The organism is Rathayibacter sp. AY1C4 (assembly GCF_002932195.1).
Taxonomy (GTDB): Bacteria; Actinomycetota; Actinomycetes; order Actinomycetales; family Microbacteriaceae; genus Rathayibacter.
In genome coordinates this window covers 1-20,652 of sequence record NZ_PSWE01000032.1, presented here as the reverse complement: position 1 = coordinate 20,652, position 20,652 = coordinate 1, and the positions used below count along the sequence as shown (strand labels likewise).

Genomic DNA, 20,652 nt, shown 5'->3' with positions numbered 1-20,652 from the left:
GGTGGGCCACCGCATCCGGTCGGACGCGATGAGGCAACGGTAGGGATCGCGCGTTTCGTGCGAGCACGCCTCCGGTGTCACGGGCGTAACGAAGCCCTCACGGCCTGCGGCGCTCGCCGAGAGGCGCGCGTCACACGCTGTTACACAGGGGCAACGGCGGGGAAACGGGCCGTCCCTACGGTGGACGTCATGACTCCTGGAGCGAACCCCGCCGCCCGGCCCCGACGCGTGCTCGTCGTCGGAGCGGGACCCGCCGCGCACCGCCTGGTCGACGCGCTCGTCGCCCGGGCCGGCGACCAGGCGCTGGAGATCACCGTCCTAGGCGAGGAGGTGCACCGTCCCTACGACCGCGTCGCACTCTCGAAGCGCCTCGACGGCGAGCACGACCTGACTCTGGGCGACGGCGCTCTGTGGGAGTCGGCGCGGCTGATCACCTCCTCCCGTGTCGTCGCGATCGATCCCGACCGCCTGCGCGTCGAGCTCGCGGACGGCCGCTCCCTCGAGGGCGACGAGATCGTCCTGGCGACGGGCTCCTCCGCCACGGTCCCGCCGATCGAGGGCGCCGAGCACGGCCGCGTCTACCGCACGCTCGAGGACGTGGACGGGCTCGTCGCCGAGCTCGCCGCGTTCCGCGCCCGGCGCGGACGCCCCGCGATCGTGGTCGTGGTCGGCGGCGGTCTGCTCGGCCTCGAGGCGGCGGGAGGCGCGCACCGGCTCGGTGCGCGCACCGCCCTCGTCCACTCCGGCCGCTGGCTGATGAGCGCGCAGCTCGACGAGGGCGCCGGGCAGGCCCTCGGCCGCATCATCTCGGCGCAGGGGATCGCGCTGCACCTCGGCAACCGGCCCACCGCGATCCTCACCTCGCCGACGGGGACGGTGCTCGGCGTCGCGCTGACCGACGGCAGCAGCATCAGCGCCGATCTCGTGGTCTTCTCCATCGGGATCACGGCGCGCGACGAGCTCGCCCGAGCGGTCGGGATCGAGGTCGCACCGCGCGGAGGCGTGGTCGTCGACGAGGCCTGCCGCACCAGCAGGGCGGGAGTCTGGGCCATCGGCGAGGTCGCCGCGATCGCCGGCCGCACGGTCGGGCTCATCGCACCCGCCAACGCGATGGCGGAGGTGGTCGCCGACCGGATCCTCGGCGGCGACGCGACCTTCCCGGGGGTCGACGACGCCACCAAGCTCAAGCTCTCGGGCGTGGAGGTCGCCAGCTTCGGCGACGCCCTCGGCACCACGGAGGGAGCGCTCGAGGTCGTCTACGCCGATCCGGCCCGCGGTCTCTACCAGAAGGTCGTCGTCTCGGACGATGCGCGCACGCTGCTCGGCGGGATGTTCGTCGGCGACGCGGGTCCCTACTCCTCCCTCCGCCCGCTGCTGGGGCGCGAGCTGCCGGCCGAGCCCGGCGCCTACCTCGCGGCGGCGGGGGCGGAGGCGCCCTCGGGCGACCTTCCGGACGACGCCCAGGTCTGCTCGTGCAACAACGTCTCGGTCGGCGAGGTCCGCCACGCGATCGGCGAGGGGTGCACCGATCTGGGGCCGCTCAAGGCCTGCACCCGCGCGGGCACCCAGTGCGGATCGTGCGTGCCCCTGGTGAAGAAGCTGCTCGACACGGAGCTGATCCGTGCGGGCGTCGAGGTCTCCCGCGCCCTCTGCGAGCACGTGGCGCTCAGCCGCAGCGAGCTGTTCGAGTCGGTCCGCATCCTCGGGCTGCACTCGGCCGAGCAGGTGATGGAGCGCTTCGGCTCCGGGCTGGGCTGCGACGTCTGCAAGCCGGTGATCGCCTCCGTCCTGGCCACCCAGACGAACGCCTACATCCTCGACGGCGGCCAGGCGCCGCTGCAGGACACCAACGACCGCGCCCTGGCCAACATGCAGAAGGACGGCACCTACTCCGTCGTCCCGCGGATCCCCGGAGGCGAGATCACGCCGGCGAAGCTCAAGGTGATCGCCGAGGTCGCCGAGCAGTACGGCCTCTACACGAAGATCACCGGCGGGCAGCGGATCGACATGTTCGGCGCCCGCCTCGAGCAGCTGCCCGAGATCTGGCGCCTCCTCGTCGACGCCGGCTTCGAGTCGGGTCAGGCGTACGGCAAGTCGCTGCGCACGGTCAAGTCGTGCGTCGGATCGACCTGGTGCCGCTTCGGAGTCCAGGACGCGGTCGGGATGGCGGTCTTCCTCGAGGAGCGGTACCGGGGTCTCCGCTCGCCGCACAAGTTCAAGCTCGGGGTCAGCGGCTGCGCCCGCGAGTGCGCCGAGGCGCGGGGGAAGGACATCGGCGTCATCGCGAGCGACCTCGGCTGGAACCTCTACGTCGGCGGCAACGGCGGCTACCAGCCGGCGCACGCCCAGCTGCTCGCGCAGGACCTCGACGACGAGACCCTGGTGCGCTACATCGACCGCTACGTCATGTACTACGTGCGCACGGCCGAGCGGCTCCAGCGCACCGCCCGCTGGCAGGAGGAGCTCCCCGGCGGACTCGACCACGTGCGCGAGGTGGTCTGCGAGGACTCGCTCGGCATCGCCGCCGAGCTGGAGGCCGCCATGGCCACGCACGTCGACACCTACGTCGACGAGTGGGCGGCGACCCTCGCCGATCCCGACCGGCTCCGCCGCTTCCGCTCCTTCGTGAACGCCCCGGACACCGCGGATCCGCGCGTCGCGACCGTGCGCGAGCGCGGGCAGGTCCGGCCCGCCGGCCGGGACGAGAGACCGGACGGACCCGTGCTGGTCGCGGGGCCGAGGATCCCCGTCGGTCCGGCCGGGATCGGATCGGACTCGTGATGCAGCTCTCCCTCGACCTCGCCGGACGCCGTGTGCTCGTGATCGGCACCGCCTCCGGGACCCGCCGCGTGCTCGCCCGCTACCGAGCCGCCGGCGCCCTCGTCGAGCGGCACGAGGCGGAGGACGCGCTCACCCCGGCGCCCCCGGCCCTGATCGTGTGGGTGGAGGGGCCGGCGCCGCTCCGAGCAGCGGCGGCCGAGCTCTGCCCCTGGATCGTCGACGAGGCCCCCGCGCCGACCCGGCCGGTCGGGCACGTCAGCATCGTCGGCGGCGGCCCCGGCGATCCGGATCTGATGACCCTCGCCGCCCGCCGCGCCCTCCGCGACGCGGACGTGGTGCTCTACGACCGGCTCGGTCCGCACGAGGGCCTGGCCGAGTGGGCGCCCGGCGCCGAGCTGATCGACGTCGGCAAGACGCCGGGTCATCATGCGGTGCCGCAGCACGAGATCGAGCGGCTGATGATCGAGCGGGCCCTCGCGGGTCTGGACGTCGTGCGCCTGAAGGGCGGCGATCCGTTCGTGTTCGGCCGCGGGTCGGAGGAGGTGCGCGCGTGCCGGCTGGCCGGCGTCGGCTCCACGGTCGTCCCCGGAGTGACCAGCGCGATCTCGGTGCCCGCCGCCGCCGGGATCCCGGTCACCCATCGCGAGGTCAGCAGGGCCTTCACCGTGGTCTCGGGCCATGCGCCGTTCAGCGAGCAGGAGCTCGGCCATCTGGCCGGGCTGGGCGGGACGATCGTGGTGCTGATGGGCGTGAACACCCTCCCGCACCTCGTCGCCGGGCTGCAGCGCGCGGGGATGCGCGCCGACACGCCCCTCGCGATCGTCGAGCGGGGCTGGTCGCGCGACCAGCGCACGACGGTCTCGTCGGTCGGCGGAGTGCTCGGCCTGCTCGCCGAGCTGGCACCGCGCTCGCCCGCCGTGATCGTCATCGGCGAGGTGGTCCGGCAGGCCGCGTGCCATGATGCGGGGGACCCCGAGAGCATCGCCCGAGCGGTCGATGCACTGACCGCGTGAGATCTCGAGGGGGCCGAGCATGACCGGCACCGATCCCGACGCCGCCGTGGGGTTCCGACCCGACCAGCTGGACGGCTTCCGCATCGGGGTCACCTCCGACCGCCGCTCCGAGGACCTGATCGCCGCGTTCGAGCGCCGCGGTGCCGCCGTGACGCACGCCCCCACCATCCGCATGCGCGGCGTCGACACCGAGGGCGCGCTCGAGGAGGAGACCCGCGCCATCGTCGCCGCCCGTCCCGACGTGCTCCTCGCCACCACCTCCTACGGCCTGCGGCGCTGGCTCGAGGCCGCGGACGCCGCGGGGATCGAGCTGGCCGACGCGCTGTCCTCCGCGCGGATCCTCGTCCGCGGGCCCAAGGCGCGCGGAGCGATCCGTGCGGCGGGTCTCGACGACCACGGGATGAGCGAGCGCGAGACGACCACCTCCCTCGTCGACCTGGCTCTGCGCGAGGGCGTCGCCGGCCGCACGATCGCGGTGCAGCTGCACGGATTCACCGACCCGGCTCAGCTGCAGCGTCTCCGCGACGCCGGCGCCCGGGTGCTCACGGCCGCGCCCTACCGCTGGAGCGTGCACGAGGACTCCGCCCGGGTGCTGCGGCTGATCGACGCGGTCTGCGGAGGGGGCATCGACGCCGTCACCTTCACCAGCGCGCCGGCGGTGGAGGCGCTCTTCACGGTCGCGGAGGCCGCGGGCCGCCTCGACGACCTCCAGGCGGCCTTCCGCGAGACGGTGGTCGCCGCCGCCGTCGGCCCGGTGACCGCAGCACCCCTGGTCGAGGCAGGGATCCTCCCGGTCGTGCCGGACCGGTTCCGGATGGGCGCGCTCATCCGCCTGACCTGCGAGCACCTCGAGCAGGCGTCGCCCCGCATCGAGACGGCCTTCGGCACTCTCGAGCTCCGAGGCCGGCACGCCGTCCTGGCCGGGACCCGGGTGGCGCTGACCCCGGTCGCGCTCGCGCTGTTCCGGACTCTCGTCGCCGCCGAGGGCGCGACCGTCGCGCGTCACGTCCTCGCGGCCTCCGCGCCGGAGGTTCTCGACGACCACGCGGTCGACGTCGCTGTCAGCCGCCTCCGTCAGGCTCTCCCCGAACCGCGGCTCGTGGCGACGGTGATCAAGCGCGGCTACCGGCTCGCGACCCCGCTCTGAGCGGCGGCGCGGTGCCACACTGAGCGCGTGGGCAGGCTGAGGGTCGTCGTCGCGCCCGACTCCTTCAAGGGGTCGGCGAGCGCGGTCGAGGTCGCGCGGGCGATCGCCGAGGGCTGGAGCGCTGCGCGCGCGGGGGACGAGATCGTCCTCGCGCCGATGGCCGACGGGGGAGAGGGCACGGTCGAGGCCTTCGCGCTCGCGGTCCCGGGGTCGCAGCGGCTGCCGGCCGTCGTGCCCGGCCCGGACTCCCGGCCGGTCCGCGCCTGGTGGCTGCTGCTCCCCGACGGGACGGCCGTCGTCGAGCTCGCCTCCACGAGCGGCATCACGCTGCTCGACCCGCTCCGACCGCTCACCGCGCACACGCGCGGCTTCGGCCGCGCGATCGCCGCCGCCCTCGACGCGGGGGCGCACGCCCTGCTGCTGGCGATCGGCGGCAGCGCCTCGACCGACGGCGGAGTCGGAGCGCTCCGCGAGCTCGGCGCACGCTTCTCCACCACCTCCGGCCGCGACCTCGGCGAGGGAGGCGGTGCGCTGCCCGCGCTCGCCGCCGCCGACCTCCGCGGGCTGCGTCCTCTGCCGCCCGGAGGCGCGGTCGTGCTCAGCGACGTCGCGACCCCGCTGCTCGGCGACTCCGGGGCGGCCCGCGTCTTCGGACCGCAGAAGGGGGCCGGCCCCGAGGACGTCCTCCTCCTCGAGAGCGGCCTCCGCCGTCTCGCTGCGCACCTGGACGCGGATCCCGATGCGCCGGGCTCCGGGGCGGCGGGCGGGACGGGCTTCGGGCTGCTCGCCTGGGGCGCGCGCCCGACCTCCGGCGCCGACGCCGTCGGACGGGCGATCGGGCTCCCGGCGCTCCTCGCGGGCGCGGACGTCGTCATCACGGGGGAGGGGCGCTTCGACGCGCAGTCCGCCGCCGGCAAGGTCCCGGTGCACGTCCTCGCGCTCGCCGAGGCGGCCGGGGCGCGGACGCTCCTCGTCGCTGGGGCGATCGCGGCGCCGACTCCCGGCTTCACCGCGGCGGTGTCGCTGACGGAGGCGGCCGGCTCCTCGTCCGCGGCACTCGCGGACCCGCTCCCGCACCTGCGCGCCGTCGCCCGGGAGTGGGCCGCGCAGCTCCTCTGACCGTTCGCGGTGTCGGTGGTCGGGCGTACCGTCCGGGCATGCCCCGCGATGCGATCCGACCACCACATCTTGTGGTCGAGCCGCCGCGCGGACCCCACCGGTCGGGCATGCCGACACGCCGTGGCGCGTTGTACACAGTGAACGGGATCCTTCTGTCCACACCTGTGGATGGTTCGTCCGGATCCGCGTCCTTCCGCGGTTCCACGGGCTCCGGCCTGTGGATGAACGGGGGAGGAACCGGTGGATAACTACACGGCTGTAACTACTACGTCTAGTGGGCTGACACCGGCCCGCCCCCTATATGTAGTATTGCTGAGCAGGTCGGAGCGAGAGCCCCACCGGCACCCAGAACTCACCCGGACCACCCTCCGACCCCGCCCGCATCGCGAGCCGCCGGTCGGGGAGCGGCACCGGGACACCCCCTCCGAAAGGCGACACCCATGGCTGTGACGGTCTACACCAAGCCCTCCTGCGTCCAGTGCACCGCGACGTACCGCGCCCTCGACAGCAAGGGCATCGACTACGAGGTGTTCGACCTCTCCGTGGACGAGAAGGCCCTCGAGGCCGTCAAGGCCCTCGGCTACCTCCAGGCGCCGGTCGTCATCACGGACGACGACCACTGGTCCGGCTTCCGCCCCGACAAGATCGCGACCCTCTGAGGCGCACGGACGGCGATCCGCAGCGTCGTCGGCGGGCGCCGTAGCGCCGCTGCGGCTTCTTCCTCCGCCTTGCGGCTCACCGCGCAGCCGCCTCGGAGGCGGGACCGAGAACAGCAGCTGACGGGGAGAGGGGCCGAAGGATGAGCGGGCTCGTGTACTTCTCCAGCAGCTCGGGGAACACGCACCGGTTCATCGAGAAGCTCGGACGGCCGGCGCAGCGCATCCCGCTCCACGCCCGTCGCGACGGAGCCGCCCTCGACACGCTCCACGTCCACGAGCCGTACGTGCTCGTCCTCCCCACCTACGGCGGCGGCAACGGCGGAGGAGCGGTCCCCAAGCAGGTCATCCGGTTCCTCAACGATCCGTGCAACCGCTCCCTGATCCGCGGCGTCATCGGCGCCGGCAACACGAACTTCGGCGAGGCGTACTGCCTCGCCGGCGACATCATCGCCCGCAAGTGCGAGGTGCCGCACCTCTATCGATTCGAAGTATTCGGAACACCCGACGACGTCCGCGCCGTCGACGAAGGATTGGACACGTTTTGGACGCAGCAGTGATCGACGCTCCCCGCGACGCCGCACAGATGGACTACCACTCGCTCAACGCGATGCTGAACCTCTACGGCCCGAACGGAGAGATCCAGTTCGACAAGGACCGCGAGGCCGCTCGCGAGTTCTTCCTGCAGCACGTCAACCAGAACACGGTGTTCTTCCACACGCTCAAGGAGCGCCTCGACTACCTGGTCGAGAAGGAGTACTACGAGCAGGCCGTGCTCGACCAGTACTCGTTCGAGTTCATCCAGCAGCTCAACGACCAGGCGTACTCGAAGAAGTTCCGCTTCGCGACCTTCCTCGGCGCGTTCAAGTACTACACCTCGTACACGCTCAAGACGTTCGACGGGAAGCGCTACCTCGAGCGCTTCGAGGACCGCGTCGTGATGACCGCCCTCGGCCTCGCCCAGGGCGACGAGACGCTCGCGACCGCCCTCGTCGAGGAGATCGTCGCCGGCCGCTTCCAGCCCGCGACCCCGACCTTCCTCAACACCGGCAAGGCCCAGCGCGGCGAGCTCGTCTCCTGCTTCCTGCTGCGCATCGAGGACAACATGGAGTCGATCGCCCGCGGCATCAACTCCGCGCTCCAGCTCTCCAAGCGCGGCGGCGGCGTCGCCCTCTCGCTCTCGAACATCCGCGAGGCCGGCGCCCCGATCAAGCAGATCGAGAACCAGTCCTCGGGCATCATCCCCGTGATGAAGCTCCTCGAGGACAGCTTCAGCTACGCCAACCAGCTCGGCGCGCGCCAGGGCGCGGGAGCGGTGTACCTCTCGGCGCACCACCCCGACATCCTCCGCTTCCTCGACACCAAGCGCGAGAACGCCGACGAGAAGATCCGCATCAAGACGCTCTCCCTCGGCGTCGTCGTGCCCGACATCACGTTCGAGCTCGCGAAGAACAACGAGGACATGTACCTCTTCTCGCCCTACGACGTCGAGCGCGTCTACGGCATCCCCTTCGGCGACATCTCCCTCTCGGAGAAGTACCGCGAGATGGTCGACGACCCGCGCATCAAGAAGACCAAGATCTCGGCGCGCGAGTTCTTCCAGACCATCGCCGAGATCCAGTTCGAGTCGGGCTACCCCTACATCGTGTTCGAGGACACGGTGAACCAGGCGAACCCGATCAAGGGCCGCATCAACATGTCCAACCTCTGCTCCGAGATCCTCCAGGTCAACACTCCGACGACCTACAACGAGGACCTCTCCTACGCGCAGATCGGCAAGGACATCTCCTGCAACCTCGGCTCGCTGAACATCGCGCTGACGATGGACTCGCCCGACTTCGGCCGCACCATCGAGACCGCTATCCGCGGCCTCACCTCGGTGTCCGACCAGTCGCACATCACCTCGGTCCGCTCGATCGAGGACGGCAACGACAAGTCGCACGCCATCGGCCTCGGCCAGATGAACCTGCACGGCTACCTCGCCCGCGAGCGGATCCACTACGGATCCGAGGAGGGCATCGACTTCACCAACATCTACTTCTACTCGGTGCTGTTCCACGCCCTGCGCGCCTCCAACAACCTCTCCATCGAGCGCGGCACCACCTTCGAGGGCTTCGCCGACTCGAAGTACGCCTCGGGCGAGTTCTTCGACACCTACACGGAGAAGGAGTGGGCGCCGGCCACCGAGCGCGTCTCCCGCCTCTTCGCCGACTCGGGCATCGCGGTCCCCACCCAGGACGACTGGCGTGCGCTCAAGGCCTCGGTCATGGAGCACGGCATCTACAACCAGAACCTGCAGGCCGTCCCGCCGACCGGCTCGATCTCGTATATCAACAACTCGACGTCCTCGATCCACCCGATCGCGTCGAAGATCGAGATCCGCAAGGAGGGCAAGCTCGGCCGCGTCTACTACCCGGCGCCGTTCATGACGAACGACAACCTGGAGTACTACCAGGACGCGTACGAGATCGGCTACGAGAAGATCATCGACACCTACGCCGCCGCCACGCAGCACGTCGACCAGGGCCTCTCGCTCACGCTCTTCTTCAAGGACACGGCGACCACCCGCGACGTCAACCGCGCTCAGATCTACGCCTGGCGCAAGGGCATCAAGACGATCTACTACATCCGCATCCGTCAGCTGGCGCTCGAGGGCACCGAGCTCGACCAGTGCGTCTCGTGCATGCTCTAGAGCACGCAGCCCCACCCCCCTCCGCACGACCCATCCGCAGCAGCGAGAAGGAATCATGACTCCCCCCGAGAAGCTCAAGCTCGTCGACTCCGTCCAGGCGATCAACTGGAACCGGATCCAGGACGACAAGGACGTCGAGGTGTGGAACCGCCTCACGAGCAACTTCTGGCTGCCCGAGAAGGTCCCGCTGTCGAACGACATCCAGTCGTGGAACACGCTCACGCACCAGGAGCAGCAGCTCACCATGCGCGTGTTCACCGGGCTCACCCTGCTCGACACCGTGCAGGGCACCGTCGGCGCCGTCTCGCTCATCCCGGACGCGATCACGCCTCACGAGGAGGCCGTCTACACGAACATCGCGTTCATGGAGTCGGTCCACGCCAAGTCGTACTCCTCGGTGTTCTCGACCCTGTCGAACACCCAGGACATCGACGAGGCCTTCCGCTGGTCGATGGAGAACCCGAACCTGCAGAAGAAGGCGTCCATCGTGATGGACTACTACCGCGGCGACGACCCGCTGAAGCGGAAGGTCGCCTCCACGCTGCTGGAGTCGTTCCTCTTCTACTCGGGCTTCTACCTGCCGATGTACTGGTCCTCGCGCGCCAAGCTCACCAACACGGCCGACCTCGTGCGCCTGATCATCCGCGACGAGGCCGTGCACGGCTACTACATCGGCTACAAGTTCCAGAAGGGGCTCGAGCGGGTCGACCAGGCCAAGCGCGACGAGATCAAGGACTACACGTTCTCGCTGCTCTACGAGCTCTACGACAACGAGGCGCAGTACACGCAGGACCTCTACGACCAGCTCGGCCTGACCGAGGACGTCAAGAAGTTCCTGCACTACAACGCGAACAAGGCGCTGATGAACCTCGGCTACGAGCCGATGTTCCCCAAGCAGGTCACCGATGTGAACCCCGCGATCCTGTCGGCCCTCTCGCCCAACGCGGACGAGAACCACGACTTCTTCTCGGGCTCCGGCTCCTCCTACGTGATCGGCAAGGCCGTGAACACCGAGGACGAGGACTGGGACTTCTAGGCGTCGACACCACGTCCCGGCCTCCACGGCGAACGGCCCCTCCCCTCGCGGGTGAGGGGCCGTTCCTCGTCTCCGGGCGGCGGGCGGGCGCCGGGTCACCGCACCCGGCGAGGCGCCGCCCTGTCGCCGAGGCGCCGTCCTGTCGGCGGCGCCTCGCGCGGCACGTCGGTGTCTCACGGAGCGGGGCCGGAGCGGCCGTCGTGCGCGCCTCAGAGGGCCAGGCGCATCAGCACCCGGGGGAAGCCGTCGAGCACCGAGGTCGTGTCCGCGGCCTTCTCGAAGCCGGCGCGCTCGAACAGCGAGCGCGTGCCGACGTACGCCATCGTCCGGTCGACCTCCGCACCGGCGTTGTCGACCGGGTAGCCCTCGACCGCCGGTGCCCCGTGGGCTCGGGCGAACTCGACGGCGCCCTCGAGCAGCGGATGCGAGATCCCGCGCCCGCGGAAGCCGGGCCGCACGCGCAGGCACCACACGCTCCACACGTCGAGGGCGTCCACGTGCGGGATGCGCCGGTTCGTCGAGTAGCTCGTGTCGGCCCGGGGGTGCACCGCCGCCCAGCCGACCACCTCCTCGCCGTCGTACGCGAGGACGCCGGGCGGGGGGTCCTCCGCGACGAGCTCCCGCACCCGGGCACCGCGAGCGGGACCGGCGAGAGCCCGGTTCTCGACGGAGGAGCGGAGCCGGTAGCTCAGGCACCAGCACACGCTCGCGTCGGGGCGCTTCGGGCCGACCATCGTCGCCAGGTCGTCGAAGACGGTGGCCGCGCGCACCTCGATCGTCATGGCCGCAGCCTTCCACCGTCGCGATGCGCGGACAAGCCGTTCAGAACTCAGGACGAACGACGAAGGACTCCCTCCCTGCCGCGGAATCGGGGTCGCGGCACCACGTTCGTCCGGCATCCTCGACGCCCTCCGCCGATTCACCACTCCGCCGGATGAATCGCACCAGCACCCCCTGTTGGACGGCGCCCAGGCGGGGCGCCTAGCGTGGACGAGGTATCCAACGAAGGAGCACTCCCTGTGAAGCACGTCCCCCTCGGCACCTCCGGTGTCGACTCCCCGAACGTCGTCCTCGGCCTCATGCGCATCCCCGAGATGAGCGACGAGGCCATCCGCGGCCTCGTCGGCGCCGCCCGCGACTCCGGCATCGACTTCTTCGACCACGCCGACGTGTACGGCGGCGAACTGCACCGCTGCGAGGAGCGCTTCGCCGAGGCGATGGCGCTCACCCCGTCGGAGCGTGAGCACGTCGTCCTGCAGACCAAGGCGGGCATCGTCCCGGACGGCCCCTACTTCGACTTCTCGTACGAGCACCTCATCGCCTCGGTCGAGGGCTCGCTGAAGGCGCTGCGCACCGACTACGTCGACGTGCTGCTCCTGCACCGGCCCGACGCGCTCGTCGAGCCCGATGAGGTGGCCCGCGCGTTCGACGAGCTGCACGCGTCCGGCAAGGTGAAGCACTTCGGCGTCTCGAACCAGACGCCGTACCAGATCGAGCTGCTGAAGAAGTCGCTGAACCAGCCGATCGTGGCGAACCAGCTGCAGCTCTCGATCACCCATGCGCCGCTGATCGCGCAGGGCGTCGCCTCCAACATGGTCGGCGAGGACCAGTCCGTCATGCGCGACGCCGGCATCCTCGACTACTGCCGCCTGAACGACATCACCGTGCAGGCCTGGTCGCCCTTCCAGGCGGGGTTCTTCACCGGCGTCTTCCTCGACAACCCTGCCTACCCCGAGCTGAACGCCGTCATCGACCGGCTCGCAGCGACGTACGAGGTCCCGGCGATCGCCGTGGCCACCGCCTGGATCACCCGCCACCCGGCGGGCATGCAGGTCGTGCTCGGCACGACCAATGAGCAGCGCGTGCGCGATGCGGCCCTCGGCTCCGACCTGCCGCTCACGCGGCCGGAGTGGTACGAGCTGTTCCGCGCGGCGGGCTACCTCGTCCCCTAGAGCTCCCACCCCGGAGGAAATGCGCGTCGGCGCAGAGAGGCACGGACTCCCCGGAGTCCGTGCCTCTTCCCGTCCCCGCGAGACGCCGGTCGTACGCCCGCCGCGGACCGAAGCGGCATCTCGCGGGGGAGAGCTGGGAATAGGAACGGCAACCCTGCGTTGAACTTGAGCGTAACCGACTCAACTTCCTCAGGAGGACAGGTGCCCGACAACTACAGCGAGGCCGGAGCGAGCTCGTTCGACGACTTCCTCGCCCGCTACCTCGACGGTGAGCGCGCCCGCGCGGCGCGGTCGATCGACCTCAGCCGATTCCTCACCGCCCGTACCCGCGACATCCTGCAGTCCGCAGGACGCTTCGCCCTCGAGCGCGGCCAGACCGAGCTCGACGCCCTGCACGTGCTCCGCGTGCTCATCGACGACGAGACCGTCTCGCAGGCCGTGCGCCGCATCGGCGTCGACCCCGCCGCCATCGCCACCGCCGCGGAGGCGCGCCTCCCGCAGGCCGACGAGGCCCACGCCTCGCAGAACGCGGCCACCATCACCCCCAGCGCGCAGCGCGCGCTGTTCCACGCCTACCAGGTCGCCCGCTCCAGCGGCTCGACCTACATCGAGCCCGAGCACCTCTTCTTCGCGCTCGTGCTCGGCCAGGACGCCCCCGCCGGGCAGGTCCTCGCCCGCGCCGGCGTCACCGCCGAGGCCCTCACCCAGGGCATGCGCGAGACCGAGGCCCCGCAGCAGCAGGAGGCGGGACAGCCCGCCTCCGACACTCCGCTGCTCGACAAGTTCGGTACCGACCTCACCGCTCTCGCCCGCGAGGGCCGGCTCGACCCGGTCATCGGGCGCGCCGACGAGATCGAGCAGACCGTCGAGATCCTCAGCCGCCGCACCAAGAACAACCCGGTGCTCGTCGGCGAGGCCGGCGTCGGCAAGACCGCCATCGTCGAGGGCCTCGCCCGCGCGATCGTGGCGGAGGAGGTCCCCGAGCAGCTGCGCGGCAAGCGCGTGATCTCGCTCGACCTCCCCGGCATGCTGGCCGGCACCCGCTACCGCGGCGACTTCGAGGAGCGCCTCACCGGCACCATGGACGAGATCGCGGCGCACTCCGGCGAGCTGATCGTCTTCATCGACGAGGTCCACACCGTCGTCGGTGCGGGCGGCGGCGGCGAGGGCGGCATGGACGCGGGCAACATCCTCAAGCCGCGTCTGGCCCAGGGCGAGCTGCACCTCGTCGGCGCCACCACGCTCAAGGAGTACCGCACCATCGAGAAGGACCCGGCACTGGAGCGGCGCTTCCAGCCGGTCCGCGTCGGCGAGCCCGGCATCGAGGACGCGGTCGCCATCCTGCACGGCCTGCGCCCCGCCTACGAGGAGCACCACCGCGTGCGCTTCACGGACGAGGCACTCCGCGCCTCCGTCGAGCTCTCGGCCCGGTACCTCACCGACCGCGTGCTGCCCGACAAGGCGATCGACCTGATCGACCAGGCCGGCGCGCGCCTCCGCCTCCGCCTCGGAGCCGGCGTCGACACCGGAGCTCTGCTCGAGCGTCTGGCGACCCTGGAGGCCGACAAGAACGCGGCCGTCTCGGCCGAGCACTACGAGGAGGCGTCCCGCGTCCGCGACGAGATCAGCGCCGTGCAGGCGGATCTCGACGCGGCCACCGGCAGCGCCCCCGCGGAGGCGGTCGTCGGCGAGACCGAGATCGCGGCCGTCATCGCCCGCGCCACCGGCATCCCGGTGTCGCGGCTCACGGAGGGGGAGCGCGAGCGCCTCGCGCACCTCGAGACCGAGCTGCACCAGCGGGTCATCGGCCAGGACGACGCGGTCACCGCTGTCGCCCGGGCCGTCCGCCGCAGCCGCACAGGCCTCGGCGACTCCTCGCGCCCGGTCGGCTCGTTCCTCTTCCTCGGCCCGACCGGTGTCGGCAAGACGGAGCTGGCGCGCACCCTCGCAGGCTCCCTCTTCGCCGACGAGCAGTCGGTCATCCGCTTCGACATGAGCGAGTTCGGCGAGCGTCACACGGTCTCGCGGCTGGTCGGCGCCCCTCCCGGGTACGTCGGCTACGACGAGGCCGGTCAGCTGACCGAGCGCGTGCGCCGGAACCCGTACTCGGTGGTCCTCTTCGACGAGATCGAGAAGGCGCACCCCGACGTGTTCAACCTGCTGCTGCAGGTGCTCGACGACGGGCGTCTGACCGACGGCCAGGGGCGGACGGTCGACTTCCGCAACACGGTGATCATCATGACCTCGAACCTCGGCTCGGAGTTCCTGGCCTCGCGGTCGGGTGCGCTCGGCTTCGTCGCTCAGAGCGACGCGTCGGCCGAGGGCTTCGCCTCGGAGAAGGACCTGCGCGATCGCGTCATGGGCCGTCTCCGCGAGGCGATGCGCCCCGAGTTCCTCAACCGGATCGACGAGATCGTCCTGTTCCGCCGCCTCGGCCGCGAGCAGCTGCGGGAGATCGTCGGCATCGTCCTCGACACCACGCGCTCCCGCCTCGCTCCCCGCGAGGTGACGCTCGAGGTGACGGAGGCGGCCGTCGACTGGCTCGCCGAGAACGGTTACGAGCCGCAGTACGGCGCCCGGCCCCTGCGCCGGCTCGTCCAGCGCTCCATCGACGACCGGATCGCCGACCTGTTCGTCAGCGGCGAGGTCTCCGACGGAGGCGCGGTCCGCGTCGACGCCGTCGCCGGCGAGCTGCTGGTGACCTCGGCCGCCGCCCTCCCGCTGGCCGCGTAGCCGGTCCCGCTCCGACCCCCGTCCCTCCTCCTTCCGCGAGACACCGCTCGTGACGACGGCACCGCCCGTCGTCGCGAGCGGCGCCCGCGGAGGGGGAGGGGCGGGGGTCTTCGCGTCCCCACGGCTTGCCACAGCGGTCCGGGCGGGATAGACACGAGAGCACGAGAACCGGAGGCACGATGTCGAACCCGCGCTACTACGACCCCGTGGGCAAGGCGGTCCGGGCGCTGCTCGTGCTGAGCCTCGTCTGCTTCGCCCTGGCGGTGGGCATGTTCGCCCTCGACATCGTCATGCCCGGCACCATGACGGACGAGCGACGGCCCTGGGCCGAGGCCAGCGGGGCGCTCGCCTCGTTCGGCGTGCTGGCCCTCATCGTCTACTTCGCAACCGTCGCGATCGTCGGCGCGATCCGGGGGCGCGGGCAGTAGCCCCGGCTCCGACGCCGTCGTCCGACAGGAACGCGTCCGGCCCGCGGGATCCGAGGATCCTCGCGGGCCGGACGCGTTCTCGCGAGCCGTCGGGCGCCGGTCAGGGGCACTTCTTCGCGGTGATCGTCACCTTCAGCGTGGCGTCCGGAGCGACGGGGGAGCCGCCGGCCGGCTCCTGCCCGGTGACCTGGCCGGCGTCGGGCGCCTTCGGGTCCTCGGCGCAGGCGAGCGTGATCTTCGTGAAGCCGGCGGCGCCGAAGGCGTTCTTCGCGGCCTCCAGGTCCTGGCCCGTCACGTTCGGCACGGTCTTCTGGTTGCCGGAGCTGGTGAACACGGTGATCGCGGTGCCGCGCGGGGCCGAGCCCGACGGGTCGGCGCGGGTGACCGTCCCGACCGCGGCGTCGCTCGCCTCCGTGCCGCCCTGCACGACGCCGAAGCCGGCCGCCTCGAGCTTGGCCTCGGCGTCGGCGGAGGAGAGCCCGACGACATCCGGGATGTCGACCTTCGGGACGACCTGCAGCGAGCCGTCGGCCTCCGGGAACGCCGTCCCGCCGTACGTCGCGTCGGCGGCGCGCATGACGACCGGCCAGATGCGGTGGCGCGCGGTGGCGGCGGATCCGGAGTCGAAGGAGTAGCGGCCGAGGCGCAGGTTCGCGTCGCCCTTCACGTTGAACACGCCGACGGCGGTCGCGACGCGGGTGCTCGCTCCGGTCATCCAGGTGGCCTTCGCGTCGTCGGTGGTGCCGGTCTTGCCGATCAGCGGAACGCCGTCGCCGGTGCGGGAGGCCACGGCCGTCCCTCCGCCGGTGAAGGTCGCCTGCAGCGCGACGGCCGCGGTGGCGGCGACGTTGCGGTCGATCGACTGGCGGCAGTTCGCCGGGGGCACCGGCTGGTCGGCTCCGGCGGAGTCGGTGATGCGGTCGATCGCGACGGGGTCGCAGGTCGTGCCGCCGGAGGCGATGGTGGCGAAGGCGCCGGCCATCGAGAGGGGCGAGACGTAGTTCGTGCCGAGCACCGACGACGGGTTGTGCTCGAGTTCCTCGCCGCTGCCCTGCTTCACGCCCATGTCGACCGCGGTGTCGCGGATGCCGCACAGGTCGAGCTCACGGGCCATGCCGACGAAGCCGGTGTTCAGGGAGGTCTTCGTGAAGGACACCGGGGTGCCGACCTCGCCGGTTCCGCCCTCGTCGTTCTTCGCGCTCGTCTCGTTGCTCGTGTCGGTGCCGCCGGAGACGCAGGAGTCCGTGAAGGTGCCCCAGGTGGACTTGCGCGTCCCGTCGACCGACTCGTTGATGCTGTGGCCCTCCTTCAGCCACTCCACCAGCGTGAAGAGCTTGTAGGTCGAGCCCGGCTGGATCCCGGAGGATCCGCCGTTGGCCCGATCGGTGCTGTAGTTCACGGCGCTGTAGGACGGGTCGGTCGTGAGGACGTCCGGATCCTGCGAGTACTTCTTGTTCTGCGTCATCGCGAGCACGCGCCCGGATCCGACCTCGACGCTGACGGAGACGGCTCCGACGTCGAAGTTCCAGGTCTGCGGGACCTGCGCGTCGACGGCGGCGACGGCCGCGTCCTGCAGGCCGACGTCGAGCGTCGTGTAGACGTCGAGGCCGCCGCGGCGGAAGTTGGTCCAGCGGGTGTCCTCGTCGGCGCCGAAGATCTCGTTGTTCTTCAGGACGTTGGTGACGTAGTCGCAGAAGAAGCCCGCGTTGCCCGCGGTCGAGCAGCCGGTGCTGGGCTGGGTGATGCGGGGCTCGATCGGAGCGGCGACGGCGGCGTCGTGGTCCTCCTGCGAGATCTTCCCCTCCTCGAGCATCTTGCCGATGATGTAGTCGCGGCGGTCCTTGTTGCGGGCGTAGCCGTTCGCGGCGCCGTTGTCCGGGTTGTCGGGCTGGTCGATCCGCAGGACGGCCGGGTTGTTGACGATCGCGATGAGGCTCGCGGCCTGGGCGATCGAGAGGTCAGCGGCCGAGGTCGCGTAGTAGTAGTTCGCGGCGGTCTCGAGGCCGTAGGTGGTGCCTCCGAAGAACGCGATGTTGAGGTAGCCCTGGAGGATCTGATCCTTCGTGTACTGCTTCTCGAGGCCGATGGCGAGCTTCATCTCGCGGAGCTTCCGCTCGGGGGAGGTCCGGGTGGCCTCGTCGATCGCGGCCGCGCGCTCGGCGTCGTCCGAGATGTTACGGACGGCCTTCTCGACGAGGACGTTCTTCACGTACTGCTGGGTGATCGAGGATCCGCCCTGCACGTCGTTGCCGAGCACATAGGTCTGCGCGACGGCGCGGAGGGTGCCGGGGAGGTCGACTCCGCCGTGGTCGTAGAAGCGGGGGTCCTCACCCGAGACGGCGGCGTCCTTGGCGGCCTGGGCGATGCGGTCGAGCGGCACCTCGACGCGGTTCTCGACGTAGAAGGAGGCGAGCAGCTGCGGGCCGTCGGAGCCGGTCGCGTAGATGTTGCTCTTCTCGGAGAGCTTGTCGACCTCGAGGTAGTCGGGCAGGCCGTCGAAGACGCCGATCGACTGGTTCGCGGCGACTCCGGCGAGCGCCACGGCCGGGGTGACGGTGGCGGTCACGAGGACTCCGGCCACGACGCTCATGCCCAGGAAGCCCACGATCGCCTTGACCACACCACCGGTGGTCCTTCTGTCGGACGCCAAACCTTCTCCTTCGCGAATCCCCCCGGATGCTGCGACGACCGCGGCCGACGCCCTGCACGCTCCGTGCGGCAGGTCAACCTCGACAGACTAACCCGAGAGCCCCCGAAGACGAAGGCCCGGCCAGAGGCCTGAAAAGACCCTGACCGCCCCCGGGGGACGGCGTTCCCTAGGCTGTCGGCATGGCGAGCCCCTCCTCCGACCCTCGACCGGCCGACGCGACGACCCCGGAGGCCGCTCCGGTCGCTCCTCCGCAGGCCGTCCCCGCACCGCCCACGGGCGCCCTCTCGTACGCTCTCGGCTTCCTCGCGTTCATCGGGATCCCGTTCCTCAGCCTGATCGTGGGCGGCATCGTCATGGCCTCCGTGTACCCGTCCGCCCGGAGGAAGGGCGGGCTCGCCGCCGAGAACGCGCGGAACGCGGCGAACTGGGGCCTGACGGTGATCCTGATCGGGGTCGTGACGCTCGGCGCGCACGTCGTGCTGCTCTTCGCCGCCTCCGACACCCCGCTCGCGAAGGGCTTCTACCCGATCGGCATCCCGATCACGCTGTTCGCCGTGCTCTGGCTGGTGCACTTCGTGCTGATCATCTGCGGACTGGTGAAGGCGAACCAGCGCGAGGTGTTCCGTCCGCGCGTCGCGATCCCGTTCCTCCGCCCGCCCGCGGCCTGAGCTCAGGCGCCGACGGGCCAGAGGTAGTCGAGCCCCGGCGGCGTGCCGGGGAACAGCGGGCCGTAATGGTCCTCGTCCTTGGCCACGAGCTTCGAGCGGTGCGAGAGGTGCAGCCGCTCGTCGCCGAACCACGGCGGGAGCGCGTAGTCGCCGGTCAGGTAGGCGGCGAGATCCTCCGGGGCGGCGGCGAGGGCCTCCTCGGTCTTCACGAGGCACGTGTCGGCGAAGCCGCGCTCCGTCCACTCCGCGCAGGTCTCGCGCTGGTAGGTCATCAGCGCCGGCCGGTAGCCCCGCCACATCCGCGTGACGGGGTGGTTCTGCCAGCCGTACCCCGGGACGGTCAGCGCCCGCATGACCTGCAGCGTCTCGACGCGCTGCTTGCCGAGCCGCTTGCCGTCGAGGGCGCGGACGCTGCGGTGGAAGTCGGGGTAGGGGAGGAAGGTCTGCACGCGTCCCAGTCAACAGCGGCCCGTCTCCCTCCGGCCACCCTCCCGTCACGCCGATGTCGCCTGGCGTGCGTAGCGTCCGGGGCATGACCGGACTCCCCCTCCTCGCCACCGACGACGTGCAGCTGCGCTGGGCGCGGCCCGAGGTCCTCGACTCCGCCCGCCACCGGATGCTGCGCCTGCTCACCCTCGCCGAGCGCCTGCGCTACGAGGCGACGAGTCGGCGCGAGGTCCGGGACGGCTTCCTCCTCGGCCGGGTCCTCGTGCGCGAGCTTGCCGCCGAGACGCTCGGGATCGATCCCCTCGAGGTCGCCGTGGACGCGCGCTGCGAGCGCTGCTCCGGACCGCACGGCCGCCCGGTGCTCCGCGGCGAGCACCCGGCGCTGGAGCGGATGCGGATCAGCATCGCGCACTGCGACGGCGCGGTGGTCGCGGCGCTGGCGACCGGACGCGACATCGGGATCGACGCGGTGCGCGCCCGCACCGTCCGCGACCGCGTGGCCTCCGGGGCGACGACGGCGGAGCAGGTGCTCGCCGATCTGCGCTCGCAGGCGGTCGCGAAGGCCGACGGGCGTGGGACCTCGAGCGACGAGCCCGTCCGCTTCCGCACCAGGGAGGGTGCGACCGAGGCCTGGATCGAGGGCTCGAGCCGCTACTTCGCCGTCTCGGAGCCGACGGTCCACTCCGCGCTCGTCGTGGCGGTCGCGGTCGCTCAGGAGTGACCGCGGGGCGCGGTCCCCGGCCGTTGCGCTGGTCCGCGCCTAGGCGAACAGCGACAGCGTGATCGTCGAGCGGTAGGAGCCGGCCTCGACGTCCGGCTCGGCCAGCAGCCGCAGCTCGGCGTCGGCGCTCCAGGTGCCGGCCCCGCCGGCGGCTCCGAGCAGCAGCGCGTCGCGCAGGCCCGCGCCGCCCTCGAGGGAGGAGGCGACCGGATCGCCCGCGACGGCGCCGGTGCCGGTGATCAGGCGCGGGGTCCAGCCGAGGTGGTCGGCTCCGATCGAGGCGCTCGGGCCGGTGAGGGCGCTCGCCGAGGCGAGGACGTACCAGTCGTTCTGCGCGCCGACGCGCGAGTCGGTGACGGTGACCGTGGGGAGCCCGCCTGTGAACCGGCGCTGGAGGGCGGTGGAGCCCGACTCGGCGAGGTCGACGGCGTCGGCGGCGACGGAGAGCGAGAGGGAGCCGGGCTGCGCGGGAGGGGTGATGTCGACGTCGACGTCCACTCCGTCGAGGTCGTGGAGCAGGGGCGGCGTGCGGGCCGGGTCCTCGCCGGTGAGGGGATCGATCCCGAGCGTCTCGGCGGCAAGCTCGCGCACGAGGACCCGGCCGAGGAG

Annotated in this window: 17 protein-coding genes; 13 read left to right on the top strand and 4 right to left on the bottom strand. The window is 71.5% G+C overall.

Annotated elements, in window-relative coordinates; genetic code table 11:
- Positions 1-189 precede the first annotated feature (189 nt).
- The 8 genes from nirB to nrdF all read left to right on the top strand — a co-directional run bounded on the left by nirB (position 190) and on the right by nrdF (position 10,444).
- The gene (gene nirB, locus C5C99_RS14245; RefSeq protein ID WP_104340270.1) at positions 190-2,781 is read left to right on the top strand and encodes a nitrite reductase large subunit NirB; all 2,592 of its coding nucleotides are present in this window, start codon (positions 190-192) and stop codon (positions 2,779-2,781) included.
- Positions 2,781-3,794: a uroporphyrinogen-III C-methyltransferase gene (gene cobA, locus C5C99_RS14240; RefSeq protein WP_104227191.1), complete on the top strand. Its 1,014-nt coding sequence runs from the start codon at positions 2,781-2,783 to the stop codon at positions 3,792-3,794. The genes nirB and cobA overlap by 1 nt, the downstream gene beginning before the upstream one ends.
- 19 nt (positions 3,795-3,813) lie before the next feature.
- Positions 3,814-4,941: a uroporphyrinogen-III synthase gene (locus C5C99_RS14235; RefSeq protein WP_104224355.1), complete on the top strand. Its 1,128-nt coding sequence runs from the start codon at positions 3,814-3,816 to the stop codon at positions 4,939-4,941.
- A gap of 36 nt (positions 4,942-4,977) precedes the next feature.
- Complete coding sequence (locus C5C99_RS14230; protein ID WP_219813636.1) at positions 4,978-6,060, top strand: glycerate kinase; 1,083 nt, start codon at positions 4,978-4,980, stop codon at positions 6,058-6,060.
- A gap of 440 nt (positions 6,061-6,500) precedes the next feature.
- Positions 6,501-6,719 (top strand): glutaredoxin-like protein NrdH, encoded by a 219-nt coding sequence (gene nrdH / locus C5C99_RS14225; protein WP_068255139.1) that lies wholly within the window; start codon positions 6,501-6,503, stop codon positions 6,717-6,719.
- Between the two features lie 140 nt (positions 6,720-6,859).
- A complete protein-coding gene (gene nrdI / locus C5C99_RS14220) occupies positions 6,860-7,276 on the top strand; it encodes a class Ib ribonucleoside-diphosphate reductase assembly flavoprotein NrdI (RefSeq protein ID WP_104224357.1) in 417 nt (138 codons plus the stop codon).
- A gap of 26 nt (positions 7,277-7,302) precedes the next feature.
- A complete protein-coding gene (gene nrdE, locus C5C99_RS14215; RefSeq protein WP_104340269.1) occupies positions 7,303-9,408 on the top strand; it encodes a class 1b ribonucleoside-diphosphate reductase subunit alpha in 2,106 nt (701 codons plus the stop codon).
- A gap of 55 nt (positions 9,409-9,463) precedes the next feature.
- A complete protein-coding gene (gene nrdF / locus C5C99_RS14210) occupies positions 9,464-10,444 on the top strand; it encodes a class 1b ribonucleoside-diphosphate reductase subunit beta (protein ID WP_104224358.1) in 981 nt (326 codons plus the stop codon).
- 209 nt (positions 10,445-10,653) lie between these two features.
- Here nrdF and C5C99_RS14205 read toward each other — a convergent pair whose 3' ends face one another.
- Positions 10,654-11,226, bottom strand: a complete 573-nt coding sequence (locus tag C5C99_RS14205; RefSeq protein WP_104269654.1) for a GNAT family N-acetyltransferase — start codon at positions 11,224-11,226, stop codon at positions 10,654-10,656.
- A gap of 237 nt (positions 11,227-11,463) precedes the next feature.
- Here C5C99_RS14205 and C5C99_RS14200 point away from each other — a divergent pair, with 237 nt between their 5' ends.
- The 3 genes from C5C99_RS14200 (at position 11,464) to C5C99_RS14190 (ending at position 15,557) form a co-directional block, all read left to right on the top strand.
- Positions 11,464-12,396 (top strand): aldo/keto reductase family oxidoreductase, encoded by a 933-nt coding sequence (locus C5C99_RS14200; RefSeq protein WP_258063708.1) that lies wholly within the window; start codon positions 11,464-11,466, stop codon positions 12,394-12,396.
- A 201-nt stretch (positions 12,397-12,597) separates the two neighbouring features.
- A complete protein-coding gene (locus C5C99_RS14195) occupies positions 12,598-15,129 on the top strand; it encodes an ATP-dependent Clp protease ATP-binding subunit (protein ID WP_104340264.1) in 2,532 nt (843 codons plus the stop codon).
- 179 nt (positions 15,130-15,308) lie between these two features.
- Positions 15,309-15,557, top strand: coding sequence for a hypothetical protein (locus tag C5C99_RS14190; protein ID WP_104224361.1), 249 nt, complete (start codon positions 15,309-15,311; stop codon positions 15,555-15,557).
- A 100-nt stretch (positions 15,558-15,657) separates the two neighbouring features.
- On the opposite strand, the gene C5C99_RS14185 is transcribed toward C5C99_RS14190, so the two are convergent.
- Complete coding sequence (locus C5C99_RS14185; protein WP_258063707.1) at positions 15,658-18,207, bottom strand: transglycosylase domain-containing protein; 2,550 nt, start codon at positions 18,205-18,207, stop codon at positions 15,658-15,660.
- Between the two features lie 179 nt (positions 18,208-18,386).
- Between C5C99_RS14185 and C5C99_RS14180 the strand changes: the two genes are divergently transcribed.
- Complete coding sequence (locus C5C99_RS14180; protein WP_104340263.1) at positions 18,387-18,875, top strand: DUF4870 domain-containing protein; 489 nt, start codon at positions 18,387-18,389, stop codon at positions 18,873-18,875.
- A gap of 2 nt (positions 18,876-18,877) precedes the next feature.
- On the opposite strand, the gene C5C99_RS14175 is transcribed toward C5C99_RS14180, so the two are convergent.
- Positions 18,878-19,324, bottom strand: coding sequence for an MSMEG_6728 family protein (locus tag C5C99_RS14175; protein WP_104340262.1), 447 nt, complete (start codon positions 19,322-19,324; stop codon positions 18,878-18,880).
- Positions 19,325-19,407: 83 nt separating this feature from the next.
- Between C5C99_RS14175 and C5C99_RS14170 the strand changes: the two genes are divergently transcribed.
- On the top strand, positions 19,408-20,043 hold the full coding sequence (locus C5C99_RS14170) for a 4'-phosphopantetheinyl transferase superfamily protein (RefSeq protein WP_104224364.1): 636 nt from the start codon (positions 19,408-19,410) through the stop codon (positions 20,041-20,043).
- Positions 20,044-20,082: 39 nt separating this feature from the next.
- Here C5C99_RS14170 and C5C99_RS17225 read toward each other — a convergent pair.
- Positions 20,083-20,652, bottom strand: a 570-nt coding sequence (locus tag C5C99_RS17225; RefSeq protein ID WP_104340261.1) for a hypothetical protein, incomplete at its 5' end; no start/stop codon positions are given.